The organism is Bradyrhizobium sp. JR4.1, assembly GCF_040548605.1.
Taxonomy (GTDB): Bacteria; Pseudomonadota; Alphaproteobacteria; order Rhizobiales; family Xanthobacteraceae; genus Bradyrhizobium; species Bradyrhizobium canariense.
In genome coordinates this window covers 1-18,674 of sequence record NZ_JBEPRY010000005.1, presented here as the reverse complement: position 1 = coordinate 18,674, position 18,674 = coordinate 1, and the positions used below count along the sequence as shown (strand labels likewise).

At 58.6% G+C, this 18,674-nt stretch carries 20 protein-coding genes and 1 tRNA gene; 15 read left to right on the top strand and 6 right to left on the bottom strand.

Annotated features, from left to right (window positions below):
• Nucleotides 1-141 precede the first annotated feature (141 nt).
• From ABIB90_RS13555 to ABIB90_RS13545, 3 genes are all read left to right on the top strand, one after another.
• Nucleotides 142-534 carry a hypothetical protein gene (locus tag ABIB90_RS13555; protein WP_354200868.1) on the top strand — a complete coding sequence of 131 codons (393 nt, stop codon included), beginning with the start codon at nt 142-144 and terminating at the stop codon, nt 532-534.
• Complete coding sequence (locus ABIB90_RS13550) at nt 527-709, top strand: hypothetical protein (protein WP_354200867.1); 183 nt, start codon at nt 527-529, stop codon at nt 707-709. Before ABIB90_RS13555 ends, ABIB90_RS13550 begins: the two co-directional genes overlap by 8 nt.
• A 259-nt stretch (nt 710-968) precedes the next feature.
• On the top strand, nt 969-1,571 hold the full coding sequence (locus ABIB90_RS13545; RefSeq protein WP_354200866.1) for a phage tail protein: 603 nt from the start codon (nt 969-971) through the stop codon (nt 1,569-1,571).
• 401 nt (nt 1,572-1,972) lie between these two features.
• Here the strand turns inward: ABIB90_RS13545 and ABIB90_RS13540 are convergent, their stop codons facing one another.
• A complete protein-coding gene (locus ABIB90_RS13540) occupies nt 1,973-2,479 on the bottom strand; it encodes a hypothetical protein (protein ID WP_354200865.1) in 507 nt (168 codons plus the stop codon).
• Nucleotides 2,480-2,618: 139 nt separating this feature from the next.
• Between ABIB90_RS13540 and ABIB90_RS13535 the strand changes: the two genes are divergently transcribed.
• From ABIB90_RS13535 to ABIB90_RS13495, 8 genes are all read left to right on the top strand, one after another.
• The gene (locus ABIB90_RS13535) at nt 2,619-3,125 is read left to right on the top strand and encodes a hypothetical protein (protein WP_354200864.1); all 507 of its coding nucleotides are present in this window, start codon (nt 2,619-2,621) and stop codon (nt 3,123-3,125) included.
• Nucleotides 3,122-4,930, top strand: a complete 1,809-nt coding sequence (locus tag ABIB90_RS13530; protein ID WP_354200863.1) for a phage terminase large subunit family protein — start codon at nt 3,122-3,124, stop codon at nt 4,928-4,930. The genes ABIB90_RS13535 and ABIB90_RS13530 overlap by 4 nt, the downstream gene beginning before the upstream one ends.
• Nucleotides 4,931-4,935: 5 nt before the next feature.
• Nucleotides 4,936-5,298, top strand: a complete 363-nt coding sequence (locus ABIB90_RS13525) for a hypothetical protein (protein ID WP_354200862.1) — start codon at nt 4,936-4,938, stop codon at nt 5,296-5,298.
• 5 nt (nt 5,299-5,303) lie between these two features.
• The gene (locus ABIB90_RS13520; protein WP_354200861.1) at nt 5,304-7,037 is read left to right on the top strand and encodes a phage portal protein; all 1,734 of its coding nucleotides are present in this window, start codon (nt 5,304-5,306) and stop codon (nt 7,035-7,037) included.
• A gap of 311 nt (nt 7,038-7,348) precedes the next feature.
• Nucleotides 7,349-8,098 carry a hypothetical protein gene (locus ABIB90_RS13510; protein WP_354200859.1) on the top strand — a complete coding sequence of 250 codons (750 nt, stop codon included), beginning with the start codon at nt 7,349-7,351 and terminating at the stop codon, nt 8,096-8,098.
• Between the two features lie 12 nt (nt 8,099-8,110).
• On the top strand, nt 8,111-8,461 hold the full coding sequence (locus ABIB90_RS13505) for a hypothetical protein (protein ID WP_354200858.1): 351 nt from the start codon (nt 8,111-8,113) through the stop codon (nt 8,459-8,461).
• Nucleotides 8,462-8,594: 133 nt separating this feature from the next.
• Nucleotides 8,595-10,868 carry a phage tail tape measure protein gene (locus ABIB90_RS13500; protein ID WP_354200857.1) on the top strand — a complete coding sequence of 758 codons (2,274 nt, stop codon included), beginning with the start codon at nt 8,595-8,597 and terminating at the stop codon, nt 10,866-10,868.
• Entirely contained in the window at nt 10,865-11,287 is a 423-nt protein-coding gene (locus ABIB90_RS13495) for a hypothetical protein (protein WP_354200856.1), read from the top strand. The genes ABIB90_RS13500 and ABIB90_RS13495 overlap by 4 nt, the downstream gene beginning before the upstream one ends.
• A 395-nt stretch (nt 11,288-11,682) precedes the next feature.
• Here ABIB90_RS13495 and ABIB90_RS13490 read toward each other — a convergent pair whose 3' ends face one another.
• The 3 genes from ABIB90_RS13490 to ABIB90_RS13480 form a co-directional block, all read right to left on the bottom strand.
• On the bottom strand, nt 11,683-11,985 hold the full coding sequence (locus ABIB90_RS13490; RefSeq protein ID WP_354200855.1) for a hypothetical protein: 303 nt from the start codon (nt 11,983-11,985) through the stop codon (nt 11,683-11,685).
• A gap of 522 nt (nt 11,986-12,507) precedes the next feature.
• The gene (locus tag ABIB90_RS13485; RefSeq protein WP_354200854.1) at nt 12,508-13,422 is read right to left on the bottom strand and encodes a DUF2971 domain-containing protein; all 915 of its coding nucleotides are present in this window, start codon (nt 13,420-13,422) and stop codon (nt 12,508-12,510) included.
• Nucleotides 13,419-13,634, bottom strand: coding sequence for a hypothetical protein (locus ABIB90_RS13480; protein ID WP_354200853.1), 216 nt, complete (start codon nt 13,632-13,634; stop codon nt 13,419-13,421). The genes ABIB90_RS13485 and ABIB90_RS13480 overlap by 4 nt, the downstream gene beginning before the upstream one ends.
• Before the next feature lie 353 nt (nt 13,635-13,987).
• Here ABIB90_RS13480 and ABIB90_RS13475 point away from each other — a divergent pair, with 353 nt between their 5' ends.
• The 3 genes from ABIB90_RS13475 (at nt 13,988) to ABIB90_RS13465 (ending at nt 16,204) form a co-directional block, all read left to right on the top strand.
• Entirely contained in the window at nt 13,988-14,626 is a 639-nt protein-coding gene (locus ABIB90_RS13475) for a hypothetical protein (protein WP_354200852.1), read from the top strand.
• Between the two features lie 7 nt (nt 14,627-14,633).
• Nucleotides 14,634-15,167, top strand: a complete 534-nt coding sequence (locus ABIB90_RS13470) for a thermonuclease family protein (RefSeq protein WP_502918234.1) — start codon at nt 14,634-14,636, stop codon at nt 15,165-15,167.
• A gap of 68 nt (nt 15,168-15,235) precedes the next feature.
• Nucleotides 15,236-16,204 carry a hypothetical protein gene (locus ABIB90_RS13465; protein WP_354200851.1) on the top strand — a complete coding sequence of 323 codons (969 nt, stop codon included), beginning with the start codon at nt 15,236-15,238 and terminating at the stop codon, nt 16,202-16,204.
• 225 nt (nt 16,205-16,429) lie between these two features.
• On the opposite strand, the gene ABIB90_RS13460 is transcribed toward ABIB90_RS13465, so the two are convergent.
• Nucleotides 16,430-16,981, bottom strand: a complete 552-nt coding sequence (locus ABIB90_RS13460) for a YfbU family protein (RefSeq protein ID WP_354200850.1) — start codon at nt 16,979-16,981, stop codon at nt 16,430-16,432.
• 115 nt (nt 16,982-17,096) lie between these two features.
• A complete protein-coding gene (locus ABIB90_RS13455) occupies nt 17,097-18,338 on the bottom strand; it encodes a tyrosine-type recombinase/integrase (RefSeq protein ID WP_354200849.1) in 1,242 nt (413 codons plus the stop codon).
• Nucleotides 18,339-18,451: 113 nt separating this feature from the next.
• On the opposite strand from ABIB90_RS13455, the gene ABIB90_RS13450 reads away from it, so the two are divergent.
• Nucleotides 18,452-18,570 (top strand) — tRNA-Arg (locus ABIB90_RS13450).
• Nucleotides 18,571-18,674 lie beyond the last annotated feature (104 nt).

Here is an 18,674-nt window from a genome sequence, read left to right as displayed (position 1 = left end):
AGAGTGAGGGGCGCACCCTTGAGGGGCAAGCGCGGGCGGGCGCGTGCACCTTTCGGAAGCCGCGCGGTCCGATTTTAGTCCTTTCGGGGCCGCGCGGCGATCCGCCCCTATCCGTCAAACCATCTCCTGAAGGACTGTCCAATGAACCGACCCAACCCGGCCTTTGCCGGACTGGCAGAAGGCTTGCGTCCGCGCGGCGTCGACTCCGAACCGAGCGACACGGTCACAATCGACACCGAGATGCTCGCGGCCGAAGAGCGCATTCGAATAGTGCGAGCTGTCGAGCGACAAGCCGAGCAAGCCGAACTGAGCTTGGCCGTGAAGCAACGCGTCGCGAGCGCCGCAGAGCGTCAAGCCGATGCGCTAGAGACGCTTGTAGCCCTGTTCGCCAGCTGCATCGGGTGGGGCCGTTCAAGCTGCGCACCCGAAAGCGTTCCGGGCTCCTGGGTCGTTTCAGACGTGAACTACCTGCGCGCTGGCGACGGGACTAAGAGCTTTGGCTGCGAAAGGTCGAGCGAGTCGGACGATGATTGACACGGCAGCATGGGCGCAAGCCGTGCTTGCTGCCAACACACCCGCCGTCGCTTTGACCATGATGCAGCTCGCGACCACCGGCTTTGAGGTCATGTGGAACGCACGCGAAAATCTGGTGCTGAGCGATCTAGAAATTGAGCGCGCTGCACGCCGACGATCAGCGCTGATGACCTAAGCCAATCCCGAGCTGAGACGCTTTCATCCGCAGTGCGGGAATAGTCCGCTTCAGTTCTTTGGAAACCTTCACAATTGGCGTGCGGCCTTTCGAGTGCTTCTTTAGTGTTCGAACATCGGCCGCAGTCCATTCACGGCGTTGAGGTTTCGCCTTCTTCGCTGATTTCAACTTGTAAGCTCCGTAGTTGTTTGAACCGCCGCTGTTAGCAATGGTGAGCAGCGCCCGCAACTAACAATTTGGACATCGGGGATAACGCTAAATGTCGCTCCTAAACGTCAATTTAGATACTAGCAAAATGGAAGCGTGGGCCGAAGTGCTGAGCGCACGCGGGTTCCGAAACGCCATTCGACGCGCTGTCGACAAATCCGCGTCGGCCGCCCGCAAAGTAGCGCTCGATATCATCGCGAAGGACGCGGGCGTTTCTGTCGCGCGCATCAAGCCCGGCGTCACGAAGCTGCGGCGCACCACGCAAACAGACCTGAGCGCGTCTTTCACTGCGAACAAGCTGCGAGTCGGCATTCTGAATACCAAGGGCGCGAATGTGGGCGCTGGCGGCTTGCGGGCGAGCACTTTCCGGCTGACGGGCGGCGGCTCAGCGTCGCTGCAAATCAAGAATGCTTTCCTTGTCCACGCCAACGGAGGCACGTTCGTGGCCTTCCGGCGTGGCAAAGATCGGCTGCCCATCAAGGGCATCTATGCCGAAATGCCGTCAACCGCGATGGGCCAAGACAATGCCGCAGCTCGGGTCGCGTGGCAGAAGGAAGCCAACGCGCAACTAGCTCAGCGTCTGCCGCAGGAGATTCAGAAGCAGCTACTGGCAGAGGGCCTGCCGTATTCACCACCAGCCGATACGGGCGACTAACCCACACAATACCGATACCGCCCCAGCGCGCGGGAGCGACATGACGGGCTTGCCGTTGACATCGCCATGTCGTCGCTGCGCGGGCGGCCCGCACGCCAACGCCTCTCACGGGTTTGCAGGACATGGCCCGTGCTGAGCGTTGGCGTGCACCAATACCAAGGCGGCAGCCGAGCGCACGACGCTCGCGATGCAAGCCTCTTCGCATCGTCCCGCGTGCTGTGCTCGGAAGACGCAGCCGCGCATGCACGCGGGCGATCAAAGGTAGTGCCCAAGCGGCACGCCATGCGCCATTCCGGCTCTCTTGGGTCCCCTCCGGGTACCCCTCTACTGGGCCGAGCGGTGCGCCGCCGCAGTATTTTTGCTCAAAACGCATCAGAATTCGATAGCAGAACACCGCAGCGTCATCTGCGCGGGTCAGCCATAAACTCATTCATGTAGTCCTCGGTAGCCTGCCAAGTTTTCTCGCCGAAATCCGGCCCGCAACCCGTTGCACTACACGTTGGAACCCACGGCTTCTTGTAGTCGGGATCGAAGATATTTCCATGCTTTTTCCCTTCTTCGACCGAAGCCGTCGCCAAGAGATCGTCTGTTTGTAAATCAAAGACTTGGTCCGATTCATGGTCAAGACGATGGCTCGGCTTAACAATGTGCACATAGATACGGCCGTAACAACGATTGCTCACTGGATCATATTTCCCCGTATTCCAGGCGCCCACGATTTCCCATTTAAGCATGCTGTTTAGTTCTGAAAGTTGTTGCGCTTTCTCATCTGAAAGCTTCTTGCACTGAATTCTCAGATTGAATGCCTCGGTCGCCGTTGGGGGTGATTGAGCGGAGGCGTGAGCAGCAAACATCACGAAAGTTAAGGCAACGGCGGAACCCAAAATCGTTCGATGCGGCGCATTCATTCCTTATTCCCATTTTGAGTGGGTCAGGTAGGCGATCTAGGAAGGGAGTCTTCCCTTTTGCTACCTCGCATCCGCATGGCACCGAAAGCGGACTAGATCAACGAAAAATGCAATCACATCGCCCTGGGAGGGAGGAAATTTGAAAGGCACAATTCGCACTGTTGCCGACGTCGCAGGGCTGGATCAGGCGACGGTACGGCGTGCCGTTGCGGCAGCCGGATTTAATCCAAAAACGATCACGTTCGCGGAGGCGTCGCAACTCGCGAAGTCAATAGCCGATCCAGCCCGAGTTCTTGGGCATGCCACGAACGGGAGAGGCGAGGGCGCGCACACGGCAACAGAAACCCTCGCGGACGCTCGCGCGCACGCTGAGCGACTGAGAGCCCGAAAGATTGAGCTTCTGAACGCTAAGCTCGAAGGCTCGCTCATACCCCGGGAAGCCGTGACGACTACAGGCGCTCGCATCTTGTCGGAGGCGCGTACCGCGCTTCTGTCGCTAGGCCATCGCATCGCTCCAAGAGTGGCGGGCAAGACGGATACGCGTGAGATCGCCCGCATTGTCGAAAGCGAAGTTCGTGACGTGCTCGGCGCGCTTGCGAACGACGACAGATTCTTTGCAGAGTTGGAGGCCGAAGCCCTTTCATGATTGATGAGCAGCTTGCGCGCGGCTGGCTGCGCGCGCTTGCTCCGCCGCCTATCGTCGCGCCTACTACATTCGCGGAAACGCAAATCATCCTGCCGGGCTCGGCCAACGCAATGCCGGGACCGCTAAGACTGACATCCTATCAGCGCGAGCCAATCGACGCTGTTGCAGACGACGACGTCGAAGTAATCGTCCTTATGCTGGCGTCTCAGACCGGCAAGTCGACCACCATCAACGCTATTATGGGGCACTGCATTGCCGGCGATCCGGGACCGATGCTTCATGTCTCGCCAACCGGAGCGCGTTCAGAAGAGTTTGTGCGGGAGCGGTTCGATCCGCTTGTTTCTTCCTCGCCTGCCCTTAGAGAGCTAATCGGCAAGGGCCAAGATACTCGGAAGGGAAGCAGCGGGGGCACAAACTCGCTTGCGGCAAAATCATTTCCCGGAGGCCAGCTCAGCTTCGCATCATCATTCAAAGCGGACGAGCTAGCCGCCCGCGCAATCAAGTTCCTGTTCCTCGACGAGATCGACAGGTTCGCTGCATCGGCAGGCGTGGAGGGTGATCCCATCGGCTTGGCAGTCAAGCGAACGAAGACGTTTGAAGGCAAGGGACGTAAGATTGTCATCGTTAGCACGCCAACGACTCGCGTCGGCTCGCGGATCAATGAGTGGCACAACAGGGGCGATTGTCGGAAGTTCTTTGTCAAATGTTCTGACTGTGAGCATTCCGCACCGCTCGCCTTCGAAAATCTGAAGTGGGAGCCGGGAAAACCTGAGACGGCGCACCTCGTTTGCGAGGCGTGCGGCGTCGTGCACGACGAACGCGCGCGCCGGTCAATGATCGAAGGCGGCGGATGGCAAGCGACCGCAGTCGGCGAGAAGGGCATCCGCTCTTACCATCTAACGGAGCTGTCCTCGCTCTTCAGTACTATGGCGTCGGTCGCACAACAGTACGAGGCGGCTACAACACCGGAGCAAAAGCAAGCCTTCTACAATACGACCCTTGCGCAAGTGTACGACGCGGGCACCGAGGTCGAGCTGTCTTCGTCCGAGCTGCAACAACGTGCCGAGAAGATCGCGGCACCCTATGCGGCTAATATCGTCTTTGTCTCGGCAGGCGTAGATGTTCAGAGTAATCGGCTTGAGTGCACGTTTTTAGGCCACCACGCCGATCAGACGTTCAGCGTCTTGAACCATCTCAAACTGATGGGGGATACAAGCGGCGATGCTGTATGGCAACGGCTCGACGAAGCGATGGGCTCGACGTTCTCGACAACTGACGGGCGGATGCTTCCGGTCTTAATCCAAGCCATCGACTCAGGCTTCAATGCCGATCAGGTCGTGAAGTTTGTAGTGGGGCAGCGCAAGCGATCACGCGCCGCGCATGCCGTAAAGGGCAAGGAGGGTTTCGATAGGATGCCGCTGGCACAAGGCGGACGCCTAAAAGGTCAACTTAAGTTGCTTCTCGTTGGCGTCGACGCTGTCAAGCTGGCGGTACAAAAGGCGCTCAACATAGACGACCTTTCGCCCGGATTTATTCGGTTGCCGGACCATCTCGACGACGACTACTTCGCGGGCCTCGCTTCCGAACAGTTGCGCGCTCGCGTGGTCAAGGGCGCACCGCGCTATGAGTTTCACCGAACTGTGCGGCGGAATGAGCCGCTCGACTGCCTCGTTTATGCAACAGCCATTGCTAGGCACCCATACGTGCAGGCGGCGATTAGCAAGCCGCCAACATCCATCCAACCCAAACCATCTTTCGTAGAGTCGGCCAAAAGGTTGGCTGCACTCTCGCAACCGATGAGGTAACTACCATGCGTGAACCTAGGAAGCCGCCCGCAGTCACTGGCGAGGCGAACGCTGCAATTGCCAGCGAGCGATTGCGTATTGCAGCGATTTTGGAAAGCCCGGAAGGCAAGCGCAATCCAGGCATGGCGCAAAAGCTTGCGCTCGGCTCAGCTCTCGACGCAGAGACCGCGCGCAGCATTCTCGCCGAAGCGCCTGCGGCCAATCCTTACATTGCTGCGATGGACAGTCAGGGACCGATTGGCTTGACCGCCGTCACGGTCGACATCACGAACGACCCGAAAACTGCCCGGCTGAAAGAGATCGAAGGCAGCATGAAGGCGTACAACAACAGGAACCGGCGGGCGCACGGACTTCCGGACAAGAGCTGAGCAGTATGTCCAAGATGAAAAGACACGCGGCGGCTTCGCGCTCTGTGGGGGGCAGGCGGTCGCCCCGGTCGAGTGCCGGAGCTAAGGGGCTTGTCGCTTTGGCAAAAGGCGCGCTGAAACCGACGCTCGCTCCCATTCAAGCGGGAACACCGGGTCGAGCCGGAATTATGGACGGAACGGACGGTAGGCCATCGCTCGTTTGGGCGCGGTACAACGGCGCACCGTTCACAGCCGGTCACCTTGGCGGCTGGCAGCCCTATTGGGGGACCCCGGGCTCGGAGATCAGTCGCGAGCGTTCCCTAATATCCTCAGTCACTCTCGACCTGTTAATGTCCAATCCGGTCATTGCCGCGTTAGTCGAGGGTTTTGCCACTTACGCGGTGGGAAATGGGCTGACCCTATCGTCGCAGCTCAACTACGGCGCCCTTGGTATCTCCAAGGAAGCCGCGCGCGAGCTGTCGCACCAGATCGAAACGGCCTGGCAAGCGTGGGCCAAGAACGGTGCCGAGTGCGATGCTTCCGGCCGTCACTCGCTGCCTCAGCTAGCGGTCGCGGCATACAAGAGCTTTCTACTCACTGGCGAGACACTGTTCGTTATTGACTGGCAGCGGGCGGCCGGTGCGGCTACGCGGACGAAAGTGAACATGCTTGATGTCCGACAGCTTGACCAGAGTATTACCCGCGTTGCCGAAGGCAACAACGGGGGCAGCATCTTACAGGGCGTTCAGTTCGATAAGAACGGCAGAGTTGAGGGCTATTGGATCAGGCCCTTTGTGCTCGGCAACGTCAACTCAGCACCGCAACCGGTATTCGTTCGGGCTCGCACATTGTGGGGCCGGACGCGCGTCGGGCATCTGTTCGACTTAATCCAGCCGGGTCAAATTCGTGGCATCTCACCGCTGGCTGCCGCCCTCACACCGGCTCATTCAAAGTCGACCTTGCGTGAGTTCGGTCTAGCCGCCGCCCTTGTGCAGTCCATGGTTGCCGCGACGGTGGAATCCGACTTGCCCCGCGATTCCGCACTGAGGTCGCTTGCGACGGCCGACGTTATGGACATGCCCGCTCCTCCGGGGATATCGCCCGAAGCGTGGGCTGAAGCGGGCGCGGCATACTATGAAACTGTGAAGGTCAACCTTCAGCCGGGCGTAGTCACGCACATGATGAAGGGAGACCGCCTCGTCCTTCATCGGCCGCAGAGTCCAAACACCGTCCATGATGCGCTCGACAAGAGCCTGTCGCGGGAGGCCGCGAAGGCCGCAGGCTCATCAGCGGAGGACGTATCAGGCGACTACTCGCAGACATCGTTCAGCGCTTCGCGACTCGCGCAAGAGCTGCCTTGGCGGATCAATAAGCGCAGGCGCTCTGCCATTGTCGAGCCGTTCTATCAGGCAGTTTTCGCGGCTTGGCTTGAAGAGGCTTGTGAGACAGGACGCATTCGTCTTCCGGACGGCGCGCCCGCGTTCTGGCAGGCGCCGGAGGCTTACAGCAATTCAGTTTGGCGCGGCGAAGGTAAGCCGATTGCCGACCCGCTGAAAGCCGCGCAGGCCGATATCCTCGAAATCGAAAACGGCCTGTCGACCATCGAAGCAAAGCTTGGTGAGCGTGGTTTGGACTTCGAGGAAGTTCTAGCGCAGCGCAAGAGCGAGCGCGAGCAACTGGAAGCAGCGGGACTCCGCTACCCCGTCCCGAAGAACCGGGACGATTGGAAGCCCGAAGACGATACGCCGTCAACGACCTAATAGGGACTAAACGATCATGACAGGTTTCACCCCCGACGGGGGCTCCGCTCCCGTTGTCGATAACCCGTGCGCGCTGCTCTCCGCGTTGCGCGCGGCTTACTACCAACTACTTACCGGGCAGGCGAGGGCGCAGGTGCGCAACGGCGATCAATGGCTGACTTGGCACAGGTCAGACGTGAAGACGTTGCAGCATGAAATCCGCCGCTTAGAGAGCATCTGCGAGGCGGGGGTCAACGTGGGGCGTGCCGTTCGCGTCGGGCCATACGTTCTCTCGCATCGGCCTCATCGCTATCGATACTGAGGACACGACCATGACTTCGAACAAGGTGGCTTGGGTACACCCGAATCCACTCTTAAAGGGCTTCGTCGTTTTGCCTGATGGCTTCCAGACGGAGCGCTGTGAAGCTGAAGCACTAGGCTTTGCGGTGCTGCCATGGCCGCAAGATGAAAGGCTGGCCTCGCCGCATCCGTATGACAAAGACGCAGTGATCCTGGCGCGCGGAACTGTTGTAGGGCGTGAGACAGCGCGAGAGGCTGGCTTCGCTATCGGCGAGCACATTGCTGCCCGTGATCCAGTCAGCCCGAGAGGCTGGCGCAGCGCCATTATGGCGCTAGCGGAAGCGATGGATCGCCCTTCAGCGACGGTTGAGCTGATAACGTCGCGCACGCCCGAAACCCTGACAGTTGAACAGGCACGCGCCTTCTTACGCGGCCTCCCGACAGAACACATTGACACCACGGAAGAAACCACCATGACGACCAATGACGATCCGCGCGCCGCGCGGCTCGCCGAGATTCGGCAATCCATGAACGCCTTCAACAAATCCAATGGGCACGCGGTCAAGGCGATCCGCACCGACGCGAAGGACATCGAGCCCGCAAAGCTCAAACGGCTTGCCGAGATCAAGTACAGCGCGTTGCACGCGAGCGGGAAGGGCATGACCCAGGAGGCGAAGCTCATCAGGCTCGCGCTCGACACGCACGACAAAATCGGAACGCCGCTCGCTCACGCGCTCGCCCAGCTTGGCGTCGACACCTCCAAGATGATTCCTAGCACGTAAAGGATTGCATTCATGATCACCGAGACTTTCACCCTGTCACGCCCCCTCAAGACCCATAATGGCGAAGTGCTCACGCTCACGCTGCAAGAGCCCACGGCTGGGGCGTTCGTCGATTACGGCGAGCCGTTCACTCTGAAGCCCCGCAAGGGCGAGAACGGCGAGCCGGACGGCGTGACGTTCGTGTACGACAACAACAAGGCATTCATGCGCTTCTTGGTCGACATGATCGCCGAGAAGGGCGTCGACGACCTCGTTTTGAAAAGCCTCAGCGCGAGCGACTTTCAGCGGCTTCGTGGCATCGCGACAAACATCATTTTACTGGGAGTGTCGGACAAAAATTTTACCGCTCCGTCCGCCGACTGATCGCGGTCATGATCGGTGACCATGGGCTCAGCGTTTCTGACGTTGAGTCCATGCGTCTCGGACGGTTCATGCAATACGTCGATATGTTCGCGGACCTTAGGAAGGTGCGCGAGAAGGGCGCAAGGTAGGACGAATGTCTAATCCTTCAGTTACGGCGACGATCACAGCGGACGACAAGGCCAGCCCGAAACTTCGGGAGCTTGTCGAGTTGACGCAACGATTATCGCAAACCGCTAAAGCTGCTTTCAGCGAAAGCACTGGCGGCAAATACGCGAATAGCTTCCGGCAGGCGACGTCGGCGGCCGTTCAGCACCTCTCAGTGCTTGAACGAATTCACAAGGTCCAAATAGCCATTGGTGCGACCGTGGCGGGTGTAGCGGGCGCGAAGGCGTTCCAGATGGCCCGGTCAGCCGTCAGCAATTACATCCCGTATGAGCGTGACGTTCGCTATCAGCGGGCCATTCAGCATTACAGCAATGCTGACATGGAGCTATTGGAGCGACAACGCATTAGTGCCGCGACAGTCTACGGGCTGAAGCCGCAAGATACCCTGCACGCCCAGCAAGCCTTCGTGACCCGAAACTTCTCGGCGCCGATTACTGAGGCCGCAACCAATCAGGCCATCGTGCTCGCCAAGGCGCTGAACGTCCAAACGGCTGAAGCCGCTAAGATCGTCGAGGGCCTCACGTTCGGGCAGGGTATCCACCTGCACAATCCAGCACAGGCAGCGCGTGAGATTGCAAGATCATCAGACCTTGCCGCCATCGCGGCTAAGGCCGGTGCCATGTCCCCGGAAGACATTCAGGCGTTCGGCAAATTTGGCATTGGCATGTCGACCGCCGCAGGCATCAGCGCAGAGCAGGCCTTTGCGGCGGCAATGACGCTGAAGCGGGCGAATGTGGGTGGTGACGAGTCGGGCGTATTCATGCGCCAGTTCTCCGCCCGCCTGCTCGCACCGACGAAACAGGCGTTCGAAGCCTTCGCCCATATGGGCATCAATTATTCCGACTATGCCCCCCAGGGCAATGTCAGCCCCGACGCAATTGACGCCAGCTTGCGCCGCAGATACGGCAAAGGTCTCTCTGACGCAGGTAAGGCCAGTCTAGCCGCTGCGTTTGGCGATGAGAGTCGGAACGTGCTCGGTAACCGGGAGGACTTCACGGCCGCCGTGCGCGAGGCAGTCGAGGCAAGCGGCGAAAAGCTGTCCAAGATGGACCAAAAGCATTTGGTCGATACGACGCTTCGCCAGTACGATCTTGCCAAGGGCTCTCTGAACGGCGGTGCACTGTTCGAAGCTATCCTCAAAAGGGCGACCGCTCGGGATATTCAAGCCATCCTTGGCGACAAGCAGGGCGGACGGGCGGCCCTTCTTCTTGGTGCTCGCGACCAGTACGGCGAGTACCTTGAGAAGCTGAACCACGGGGAAGGGTTTGCGCAGAAGATCGCCGAAGAGCGCATGCAGGGCTTGGCGGCGGCCGTCGACAGGCTCTCAGCATCAATCGACAGCGCTGAAAAGCAGATCGTGAAGGCGAACGAAGGATGGCTGACGCCGCTCGCCGATGCCGGTGCAAAGCTAGCAGGGTTTGCCGCTGGTCTGTCGGACGCTCAGAAACAGGCGCTCAGCGTCTCAGCGGGGCTCGCCTCGCTGTCCGGCTTAGCGGCTGCCGGTGCTACCATCGCCTCGGTCATATCTAGCTTCACGGGCTTGGCGGCGAGCGCCAACGTAGCGTCTGCGGCCCTGACCCGGATGGCAGGCGGCAGCGCGCTCGGAACGGCCGCTAGCGCGGCCGGAGGCGTCGCTGCGGGGGCGGCGGGCTCGCGAGCGGCGTCTATCCTGGGCGGCGCTTCCAAGGGGCTCGGATGGCTGTCCCTCGGTGCGTTGTTCGGCCCTACGCTTTGGGATGAGATAGGCAAAGAGGCGGCGGGGACCGATGACGCAAAAGGAGGCGGGGCTGCCAACTACCGGCGAAACCTGGCTCGACTTCGCGCGATGCGTGGCAGCGAGTTTGAGGACTTGGTTGGTGACGAATCCAGCCCGTTTGATCGCTATCAGCCCGCCAACCCGTGGAAGCGTCGGCGCGGTGCGACTAGCGAGTACCTTCGGCAGCTTGGCGCATCGGACGATGGGGATGGCAGCCGGTTCGGTTGGCAGGACTCAATTCGTTCAGTCGGTCAGTCGTCTGGCTTCAAGGACGTTGCCGTCACTGGCACCGTGACCGGCGAAGCCGAGCTGCACAACAATATTCAAATCGAGGTCAAGCCGTCCACCTACTTCGAGTCGCTGGTCAAGCGGATGGAGGCGGTAGCAAACATGCACTTGAACGGTCAGCTCGGGACAGGCTTGCAGGGGCCGGGTGACAATTCGGTTAAGCCCGTGCAGGGGCCGCCGACAGGAGCGCAAGAATGACATTGTTTCCGGGGGCAAACGTTTGGCGTGCGGGTATGCAGGACGTGTCCGCCGCAATCGACGACACGATGGGCGAAGCCGTGATTGTAACTCCGGCGCGGTCGGGGGGTGTGAACTTCCCGACCATCCCCGAGCCCGAGCGGTCAATCAGCGTCACGGCGGTTTTCACGGCTAAGCCTGAAACGGTCGTGATGGGTGACAACAAAGTACATGCGCGCGGCCATTCCATGAGCCCGCTCATCTCGACTAGCGTTCCCGTGTTCAGCTTCGACCACAAGTCGCTGCCGTGGCCGCTGAAACAGGGATACCGCATCAAGCTTTGCCGCACGGGCGCCATCTATGAGGTGACCGACATCAAAGACGACAGTGTCGCGCGTATCGAGGTTAAAGTCGTGCGACTCGGTAGAGGCTTAGAGTGATGGGAGTTGTCAAACTTCAGTTCTCGCCGCGCACTGCGACCGTCGAGACTGACACTCCCGACGTTCTCGCCCATGCGCTCGCGAAGCTCAGGAGGTGCGGGGACGACGCAATCAATGTGCTCCGGCTAACTGACGAGCTTCCTGAGGTCGTGTTGCCCTATCTGGCCTGGACGGCGTCACGCAGGCGAGACGTTCCGGCTCGCTCTGTTCGTATCTTGATGAAGTGCTGCGGAGAGCTGCTCTTGGAGCGAACGCTAGGGCGTCATCGCTTGCGAATGCTGAAAGCACGTTATCCGATCAGCGAGCCGTTCGCATCGCTGTAAGACTGTCAGGACTGTCAGCCATTTCGCCTGACGCATATCCTATTGCGGCCTTACAAGCATTCTGTCACCGTCTCACTTGCCGAAGGGATCGTCATCACCGGGAGAGCTTGCGCCAAACAGGCTCTCCACCCAAAGGCAGGGGCAATGCAAGATATCACCATCGCTATCCGCCGCTACTTTTGCATCGGCATCGAACAGCAACTTGTTGACCGTATGGTCCGCAAGCCGTGCGGGTCCTTCGTATTGATCGAAGGGCCTGAGCGACCGGGAGAGCCTGAAGTCGAAAAGTCGTACAGTCTTGAGAATGGGTTCTCTTGGCTTCAAGAATGCCCGTGGCAAATCGAACGGGCTGTTATCGCGAGCGGAGCGGGCCATTGCGCGCCGATCTAGAGCGCTTGATGGAGCTGGTAGTCACGCGGCATGTGTGGGGCAGGGGCTTGGACGCGGAGCAGATGAGGGAGAAGCTTGCATCTGCTCTTGATAAGGGCCGCCGTCACTTGGTCAATGTTCGCGAAGGACAGGGTGGACGGTTGGAGATTGAGTTCAGTCCCGAGCTGGGGGATGTGGGAAGGGCGTTCGTAGAGGCCTCTAGGGGCGCCCCCACAAACCGACCAAGCTGATGCACCCGCCGGGGCAGATCGCACCTCGGGGCCTAACAAAGGCCGACGCAGCCGCCTATTGCGGCTGCTCCGAGGACGCCTTCGACACTTGGGTCAAGAAGGGCCTGGTCCCGGGGGCGATCCCCGGCACTCAGCGTTGGGATCGCAAGGCGATTGACTGGTATCTGGACCGTGCTTCGGGCCTGCCTACCGGGGAGACCGTATCGAGCGATCCGCTGGCAGCCTGGCAGGCTTCCCGAGCAAAGTTACGGCCCTCCTAGCGTGCTTGCATCGCGACTCACGCGCCGGAATAAAGATCGTGTTCCCATTCGACTTCGATGGCGTAGCTAGTCGGCGACGATTGAGCTCGGAAGATCTTCAATGGACGCTTGCGATTTTTAGTGATCGCTCTCAGTCTGTCGATGTCCGCGTCAGGAAAGCGTGGCCCGAGGATTATCGAAACCAGCTCGTTTTCTAGAAACTGAACTTCAGATACGTTTTGCTTTACGAGCCGCTCTTCCTCTTCATAGGCCCAAGCCAGAGATTTAGTTAGAAAAGAGCGCTGTTCGAACGAGAACCATTCTTGTGGAAAGCGACCCGTGTCCACTCTCTTTAAATGATCCATAAACTCGCTTAATAAAATTATCGGGCGTTGGCTGGAGTACCGAACGGGCCGAAGGAACCTAAAGCCGCTATCGTCTTCGGGTTGGGTAACGAAATGGTAGGCGAGACCTTTGTACCCTTCGGCATAGTGACTCCATTGCAATTCGGATGAGATGCGCCTCGAAAACGACGCGATGTGGCATTGTTGGCTCTGCGTCCTCATCATCGATTGCAAGAGAGCTTTAGTAGCTTCCTGCAATTGCGCCGGTGACATTTGTTGTCCGTTTGGGTGAACGACTTTAAGCACGTCAAAATTCATTGGTTTGCCACCAATGCTAAGCAGGTCGTTCGCAAACTTGGATATGTCTGACGGTATCGTGTCATTGACGATAACCGGGTTGCTGTCGAAAGGATCATTGAGCGTTACGCTGCGAGAGAGCGGCAAGGTGTTCGTTAGCAGTGTCTTTTCCAGCATATCCCATGCGCTTCCACGCATGCTGACATACCTGAAGAGAGAAGTCCTCGCTTGTGGAACTAGTCCAGTGTTCGTCGCAGCGTACACAGCTGCGGTCTTGACCGCCTCAAATTCATCGTCCGTAATCATCATCATCCTGAATACGTATTGAACCTGCCGTGCTTCAGGCCACGAATGTACCCGCGCGACACGCGCTCTGCCATCTCGCGCTCTAAGAACTCGTTCGCTATCAACAGGGCCTTCACGGCTTCGCGTGCGTCACCGCCGCAAGCGGTTATGGCCTGATCGGCAGCCGCTTCCAGGGCACGCGCGTCTGATTGCAGCTTGGGAGCGGCAGCTTCAGGCATGGGGAAAACCGAACGGTTGGGCTAGGCAATGTTCGCATTTCGTTCTAGACAAGTCAAGGTTGCCAAAGCAGCTTAGGGGCTGGTGGGTGGAAGGAAAGTGCAAGCTTTGCGGCGAGACGCGGGACTTACAACTGAGTCACGTGTTGCCCTCGTTCGCCTTCAAATGGATGAAGCAAGCGGGACATATCCGAAAGTCCGGCTTGCCGAATCGGCGATCACAGGACGGGGAAAAGAGGGTATGGCTCTGTTGGGACTGCGAGCAGCTTTTCAATTCGTTCGAAACGCCCTTCGCAACGAAGATATTTCACCCGTATGATCTTGATCGATCAGTTAAGGCCCGTCACGGCGAGTGGATGGCGAAATTTTGCGCTTCCGTTGCGTGGCGGTCTCTTTCTGCTTTGCGAGAAGATGGCAAATTCCAGCATCTGACCGAAAAACAAGCCGCTTTGGGTGAGAGAGCGCTTGAGACTTGGTCGCGCTTTTTATTGGGACGCTATAAGCACACAGGCGAATTCGAATTGCACGTACTGACGTTCGGTGAAATCGAAAGCGCGTCTTTCTCAATGACCACGCCAAACATCAATCGGTATCTTACGCGCGCAATTGATATGGACCTAGCGGCAAACAGTTCGACATGTTTTAGCTACTCTAAACTCGGCCCCTTCGCGATCTTTGGCTTTGTGCAATCGCATCCCGGGCAGTGGAGGGGGACGAAAATCCCTAATGGCGCAGGCTGGTTTCAGCCCCACAATGTCACTTTACCGAAGCAGCTATGGGACTATTTGAACGACAGAGCTTTGCACGTCAAACGCGTGATGGAAACGATATCTCCTGCTCAACAACAAAAGATCGCCGCGACGTTTCGAGCCGACCCTGAACGCTATTTTCAGTCGGGCTTATTTCGCGCGATGCAACGAGATGTCGAGATGTTCGGTCGGGACGCGTTCAGTGACTATACGGATAGTGCGTCCGCACAGAGAGACGATGGCTAAGAGACTGATGTTTGAGTTTGTTCGTCCTGCCTTCGCTGGGTTGCTGCTTGTGGCATTCAGCGTCGCGGCAATGCCGAGTGATCTAATCGGACAGGCCAGCGTCATTGACGGCGACACCCTCGAAATTCACGGCACGCGCATTCGGCTATGGGGCATCGATGCGCCAGAAAGCTCGCAGCTCTGCCGGGGCGGGGACAGCTTGCCTTATCGTTGCGGAGCAAAGGCCGCGAATGAGCTGGACAGGTTCATAGCCGGAAGGCCCGTTGACTGTGAGCCTGTCAGTACTGACAGGTATGGGCGGAGAGTCGCAGCGTGCTCAGTGAGTGGCGTTGATCTTGCGGAATGGCTCGTGCGTGAAGGGCTCGCGTTCGATTGGCCCCAGTACTCAAAAGGCAAGTACGATAGGGTGCAGCGCGAAGCTGATCGCGCGGGGCGGGGAGTATGGGCAGGCAGCTACGTTGTGCCTTGGCTGTATCGCGCTTGCACTAGACAGGGCGGCATGCCGGGTGGCTGTTCGGACGATGCAAATGCACACCCGTGATAACTACCGTAATCGATCTTTGCAACGCGGGGTGGGTGCGTTAGGGTCATAGGACGAAGGGGCATTTTATGAAACGTTATGTGACCGGTATCGCGCTGGCATTGGCTACCGTCGCGCCTGGGAAGGCCTGCGACATAGAGCAGGTAGCAAGCGATATTTACTTCAACGCGATTACCCGAGCAGGCGAGCTTTCAAAACAGGAGCTTGGGCTCTTGGAACGGTTCAGAGCCATCGGCAATCGGGCGAAGGACCCGAACAAACCTCTAAATCAGCAGCTCTCACAACAAGACCTCGCAGAATTCGCACAGGTCCAACAGCGCCATCAGGCGATTGAGGTGCAGCAACTTCTTGAATCCAACTATGCGCGAGACGCGCGCGTAATCCGCGACTTTTACCAAGTGGCTCAGGCAGACTATCTCGGCGCGCCAACACCCAAAGAAGGTGACAAGAACTATCTACCTTACGCCTTTCTGGCGGTCATGATGGTCGCTTCAGAAGACAAGACTATTCAAGATAAACTCGTCACAGAGCCTGCAACAAAGAGCTGCAATCTTGAAAACGCGCTGCATGAGATTGAGCTTGAGAGCCTAGGAAGGTTGGGACGTCTACCGCTCGCGCAGGCGAGCAGGGAGCTTGAGGCAATGCAAGGGCGCATGGGTGGAGGCAAGATCGACCGGGACAAGCTCAACGCGAGCGACCGCGCGATCTTTGACCGATTGCAGCGCACGGCATACGTCCCAGCCCAACGGGAGAAGCTGTTCATCACCAACCTTGAATCGCTGAAGCTACTAGCCCGCACATCCGCGATGAAGTTCGAGCTGGGTAAGAAGGATGCGACGGACTCGGGCGGAGACATCGATTCGGTGGGTCAATCTGTGGCCGCGCTCAATCTCGATGCGCGCGCGAAAATGGGCTTCGGTATGCTTGAGAAAATCGCAGAGAAGTATCCCAGCGATTGGTTTAAGCAGCGGCAAGCCATAGCCCCGCAGATCGAAACGATTAAAAAGGAAAATGCGGCGCGAACATCTAAAAAGTGAGGCGCCGCGCAGCATATTGCGCACAGGCGTCAGTTGTCGTCCGGTAGCTTCGCCGTCTCTCGACGCAGCATGATCTCTACGCACCGCCCGCAGATAAGCTCGTCGTGCCCGGCCGAAGGCGCAAGAACAATCAGCTCCCCCGGCTCGAACTCTTCTTCGCAGTGATCGCAACGGACGCTTTCGCCCATTAAATACGAGTACCCCGCGAGCGGATTGCGTCAACGCCTAGCGATGGCTTGGATGCATCTGGGCCTTTAGTATCTCGGTCAATTCAGCCAGATTCAGCCGCCGATTGTGCAGGTTCGGACGGATCGGCTCGAAGACGCGGTACATGCGCCTGTAGGAGTCGACCGAATGACTGTGCGAATTCAGATCGCGTCCCTTGAAGGAGACGAAGCGATGCCGCATGTCCTCCAGCATGTAATTTGCGATGTGGTAATGCGGCTCGTTATTTCCATCAAAGCCCGGGAATTTGACGTCGGTTCCGAAAGGCTCCGCATCTTTCTCTAGCTGTGCTTTTTCGGCCGGGGTCAAAGCCTCATAGCCTTCCTCCACGAATCGCCACATGTCGAGAAAATCTGTCGTTTCTCGCACCTCTGGCGGATCATCAGAAGGCTCGAACGGAATACCGTGAAGCTCCCAATTGAACCCCCAGAGCTTATCCTTGAAGATTGTATTGGAGATGAACTCAGGGTCGAATTCGCCCTTGATCTTCATCGCCTTGTAAATGTCGGCAAGCATGAGAAGGATTAGCTTCTCACCATCTGACAACTTCATCGGCCACTCCCGGGTTATGGAGCCGCCGATTTTGCACAAGTGAGACGTGCAGTACAGCGGATACGTATGAAGAGGCGCGAGTTAGCAACAGTCCGGTTGGGTCGGCTTAACGCCTCTAAGCTGCCTCTTGTGCTGTACCCGCGCTGCGCTGGCTCAAGGCACGGGCAACGTACTCCGCAATGGCATCCACAGCCTGCCGCTTCTCGACCTGCATGTCGTAGCGGTCGTAAGTCTTGCCGCTGCCGACAATCGCATGGTGCGTGAGCGCCTCCGTAGTATCACGGTGAATACCCATGGCCCGCGCCCAAGTCGTGGCTGATCGGCGCGCATCGTGGGGAGACCACTCGGCCATTTTCAGTTTCAGCCGAAGCCGGCGGACAGCTTGCGAAAGTGCATGCCGATCAATCGGCTTGTCCCCTTTGCCGCGAGTAGACGGGAAGACGTACGGGCTATGTTCATACAGTCTCTCAGCCAGCGCCTGCTTGATGAGCTGCACGGCCTCAGCGCTCAGCGGGACTGAGTGGGGCTTAGGGCGCTTCATTCGGGACGCGGGCAGGTCCCAACGCGGCGCGGGGCCGTCAAGGTCGATCAGCTCGTCAAGGCGCATGCCCGATACCTGCAACGGCCGTTGTGCAGTCAGGAAGATCAGGCGAACGGCGATACCCACTGCGACGGAGAACACGGCGTCGGGCGGCGTCACGAACGCAGGCCAAACGGCTCTCAGTTCATCGTCGCTCAGAACTCGGTCTTCCTCGCGCTCCTTTCCGCCAACCTTGGGGATGCGGGCGAGGGGGTTGATGATGGTCTCGTCTTCGAGGTTGGCCCAATTGTACATTGTGCAGATGGACGCCTGTGTTTTGTTGGCGTTGCGCACGGAGGTCGCGGCGAGCCCGCGAAGGAAGACGACCAGCTCCTTTCTGGTGATCGTCGAAACGATTCGGGGGCCGAACTCAGCCTTGGCCCGCTTCAGGACCCACTCATCATCCTTCCACGACTTCTTGCGGGGCTTCGCGTATTCGTTGACGTAGCGGTCAGCCAGCCGATTGAAGGTCAGTTCGTCGGCTCCCACTGAGGCTTCTGCCGCCTCGCGCTGGGCTTCCGCGATAGGGTTGCGGCCTTCATGAAGGTCCGCGTAACGGCGGTTAGCTGCGATCACCGCCTGCGCCAGCGTCATAAGGGGGTATTCCCCGAGGGTGATTCGCTGCATTCGCCCTTGGCGCTTGAAGCGGAAGCAGAAGGTCTTCCGGGCGGCGGTTACCCGAATCGCCAGTCCCTTACAGGCGTCATCCTTGACCTCGAAACGCTCAGCTCCTTGAGCCTTGAGTGAGGCGACAAATCGGTCGGTAAAACGGGGCATCGGATTCGGGCTCCGGGGTTCGGCGCGCGGTTTCCCCGGGAAACTTTTGCACCAAGATCGGTGTGTTCGTTCCTGTTCTGTTTAAGACAAGCCTGGAGGCGGCGTCAATTAAAGCGCTGTAATCTCAAGGTGTTAAGTGGACTGCTTTGGACAGGCCAAGACATCCTTAGATTCTAAATTTTTTGGATTTCGATTCCGAGGGTCGGGAGTTCGAATCTCTCCGAGCGCGCCAATTCCGGATTGTCCAGACCGGAGACATAGGTAACAGGTCGTACCTAAGACATGGGTGACAACCTCGTGCCGAACGGGTTGTCGAGGGGTATCAAAGTCGTTTAC

What these genes read in the sequence shown, in the direction of transcription:
- ABIB90_RS13490 (WP_354200855.1), bottom strand. Translation starts at nt 11,985, where the DNA reads ATGGCCCGCTCCGCTCGCGATAACAGCCCGTTCGATTTGCCACGGGCA.
- ABIB90_RS13495 (WP_354200856.1), top strand. Translation starts at nt 10,865, where the DNA reads ATGACATTGTTTCCGGGGGCAAACGTTTGGCGTGCGGGTATGCAGGAC.
- ABIB90_RS13485 (WP_354200854.1), bottom strand. Translation starts at nt 13,422, where the DNA reads ATGATGATGATTACGGACGATGAATTTGAGGCGGTCAAGACCGCAGCT.
- ABIB90_RS13525 (WP_354200862.1), top strand. Translation starts at nt 4,936, where the DNA reads ATGCGTGAACCTAGGAAGCCGCCCGCAGTCACTGGCGAGGCGAACGCT.
- ABIB90_RS13470 (WP_502918234.1), top strand. Translation starts at nt 14,634, where the DNA reads ATGTTTGAGTTTGTTCGTCCTGCCTTCGCTGGGTTGCTGCTTGTGGCA.
- ABIB90_RS13475 (WP_354200852.1), top strand. Translation starts at nt 13,988, where the DNA reads ATGGCGAAATTTTGCGCTTCCGTTGCGTGGCGGTCTCTTTCTGCTTTG.
- ABIB90_RS13460 (WP_354200850.1), bottom strand. Translation starts at nt 16,981, where the DNA reads ATGAAGTTGTCAGATGGTGAGAAGCTAATCCTTCTCATGCTTGCCGAC.
- ABIB90_RS13500 (WP_354200857.1), top strand. Translation starts at nt 8,595, where the DNA reads ATGTCTAATCCTTCAGTTACGGCGACGATCACAGCGGACGACAAGGCC.
- ABIB90_RS13530 (WP_354200863.1), top strand. Translation starts at nt 3,122, where the DNA reads ATGATTGATGAGCAGCTTGCGCGCGGCTGGCTGCGCGCGCTTGCTCCG.
- ABIB90_RS13550 (WP_354200867.1), top strand. Translation starts at nt 527, where the DNA reads ATGATTGACACGGCAGCATGGGCGCAAGCCGTGCTTGCTGCCAACACA.
- ABIB90_RS13520 (WP_354200861.1), top strand. Translation starts at nt 5,304, where the DNA reads ATGTCCAAGATGAAAAGACACGCGGCGGCTTCGCGCTCTGTGGGGGGC.
- ABIB90_RS13510 (WP_354200859.1), top strand. Translation starts at nt 7,349, where the DNA reads ATGACTTCGAACAAGGTGGCTTGGGTACACCCGAATCCACTCTTAAAG.
- ABIB90_RS13480 (WP_354200853.1), bottom strand. Translation starts at nt 13,634, where the DNA reads ATGCCTGAAGCTGCCGCTCCCAAGCTGCAATCAGACGCGCGTGCCCTG.
- ABIB90_RS13545 (WP_354200866.1), top strand. Translation starts at nt 969, where the DNA reads ATGTCGCTCCTAAACGTCAATTTAGATACTAGCAAAATGGAAGCGTGG.
- ABIB90_RS13555 (WP_354200868.1), top strand. Translation starts at nt 142, where the DNA reads ATGAACCGACCCAACCCGGCCTTTGCCGGACTGGCAGAAGGCTTGCGT.
- ABIB90_RS13505 (WP_354200858.1), top strand. Translation starts at nt 8,111, where the DNA reads ATGATCACCGAGACTTTCACCCTGTCACGCCCCCTCAAGACCCATAAT.
- ABIB90_RS13465 (WP_354200851.1), top strand. Translation starts at nt 15,236, where the DNA reads ATGAAACGTTATGTGACCGGTATCGCGCTGGCATTGGCTACCGTCGCG.
- ABIB90_RS13455 (WP_354200849.1), bottom strand. Translation starts at nt 18,338, where the DNA reads ATGCCCCGTTTTACCGACCGATTTGTCGCCTCACTCAAGGCTCAAGGA.
- ABIB90_RS13540 (WP_354200865.1), bottom strand. Translation starts at nt 2,479, where the DNA reads ATGAATGCGCCGCATCGAACGATTTTGGGTTCCGCCGTTGCCTTAACT.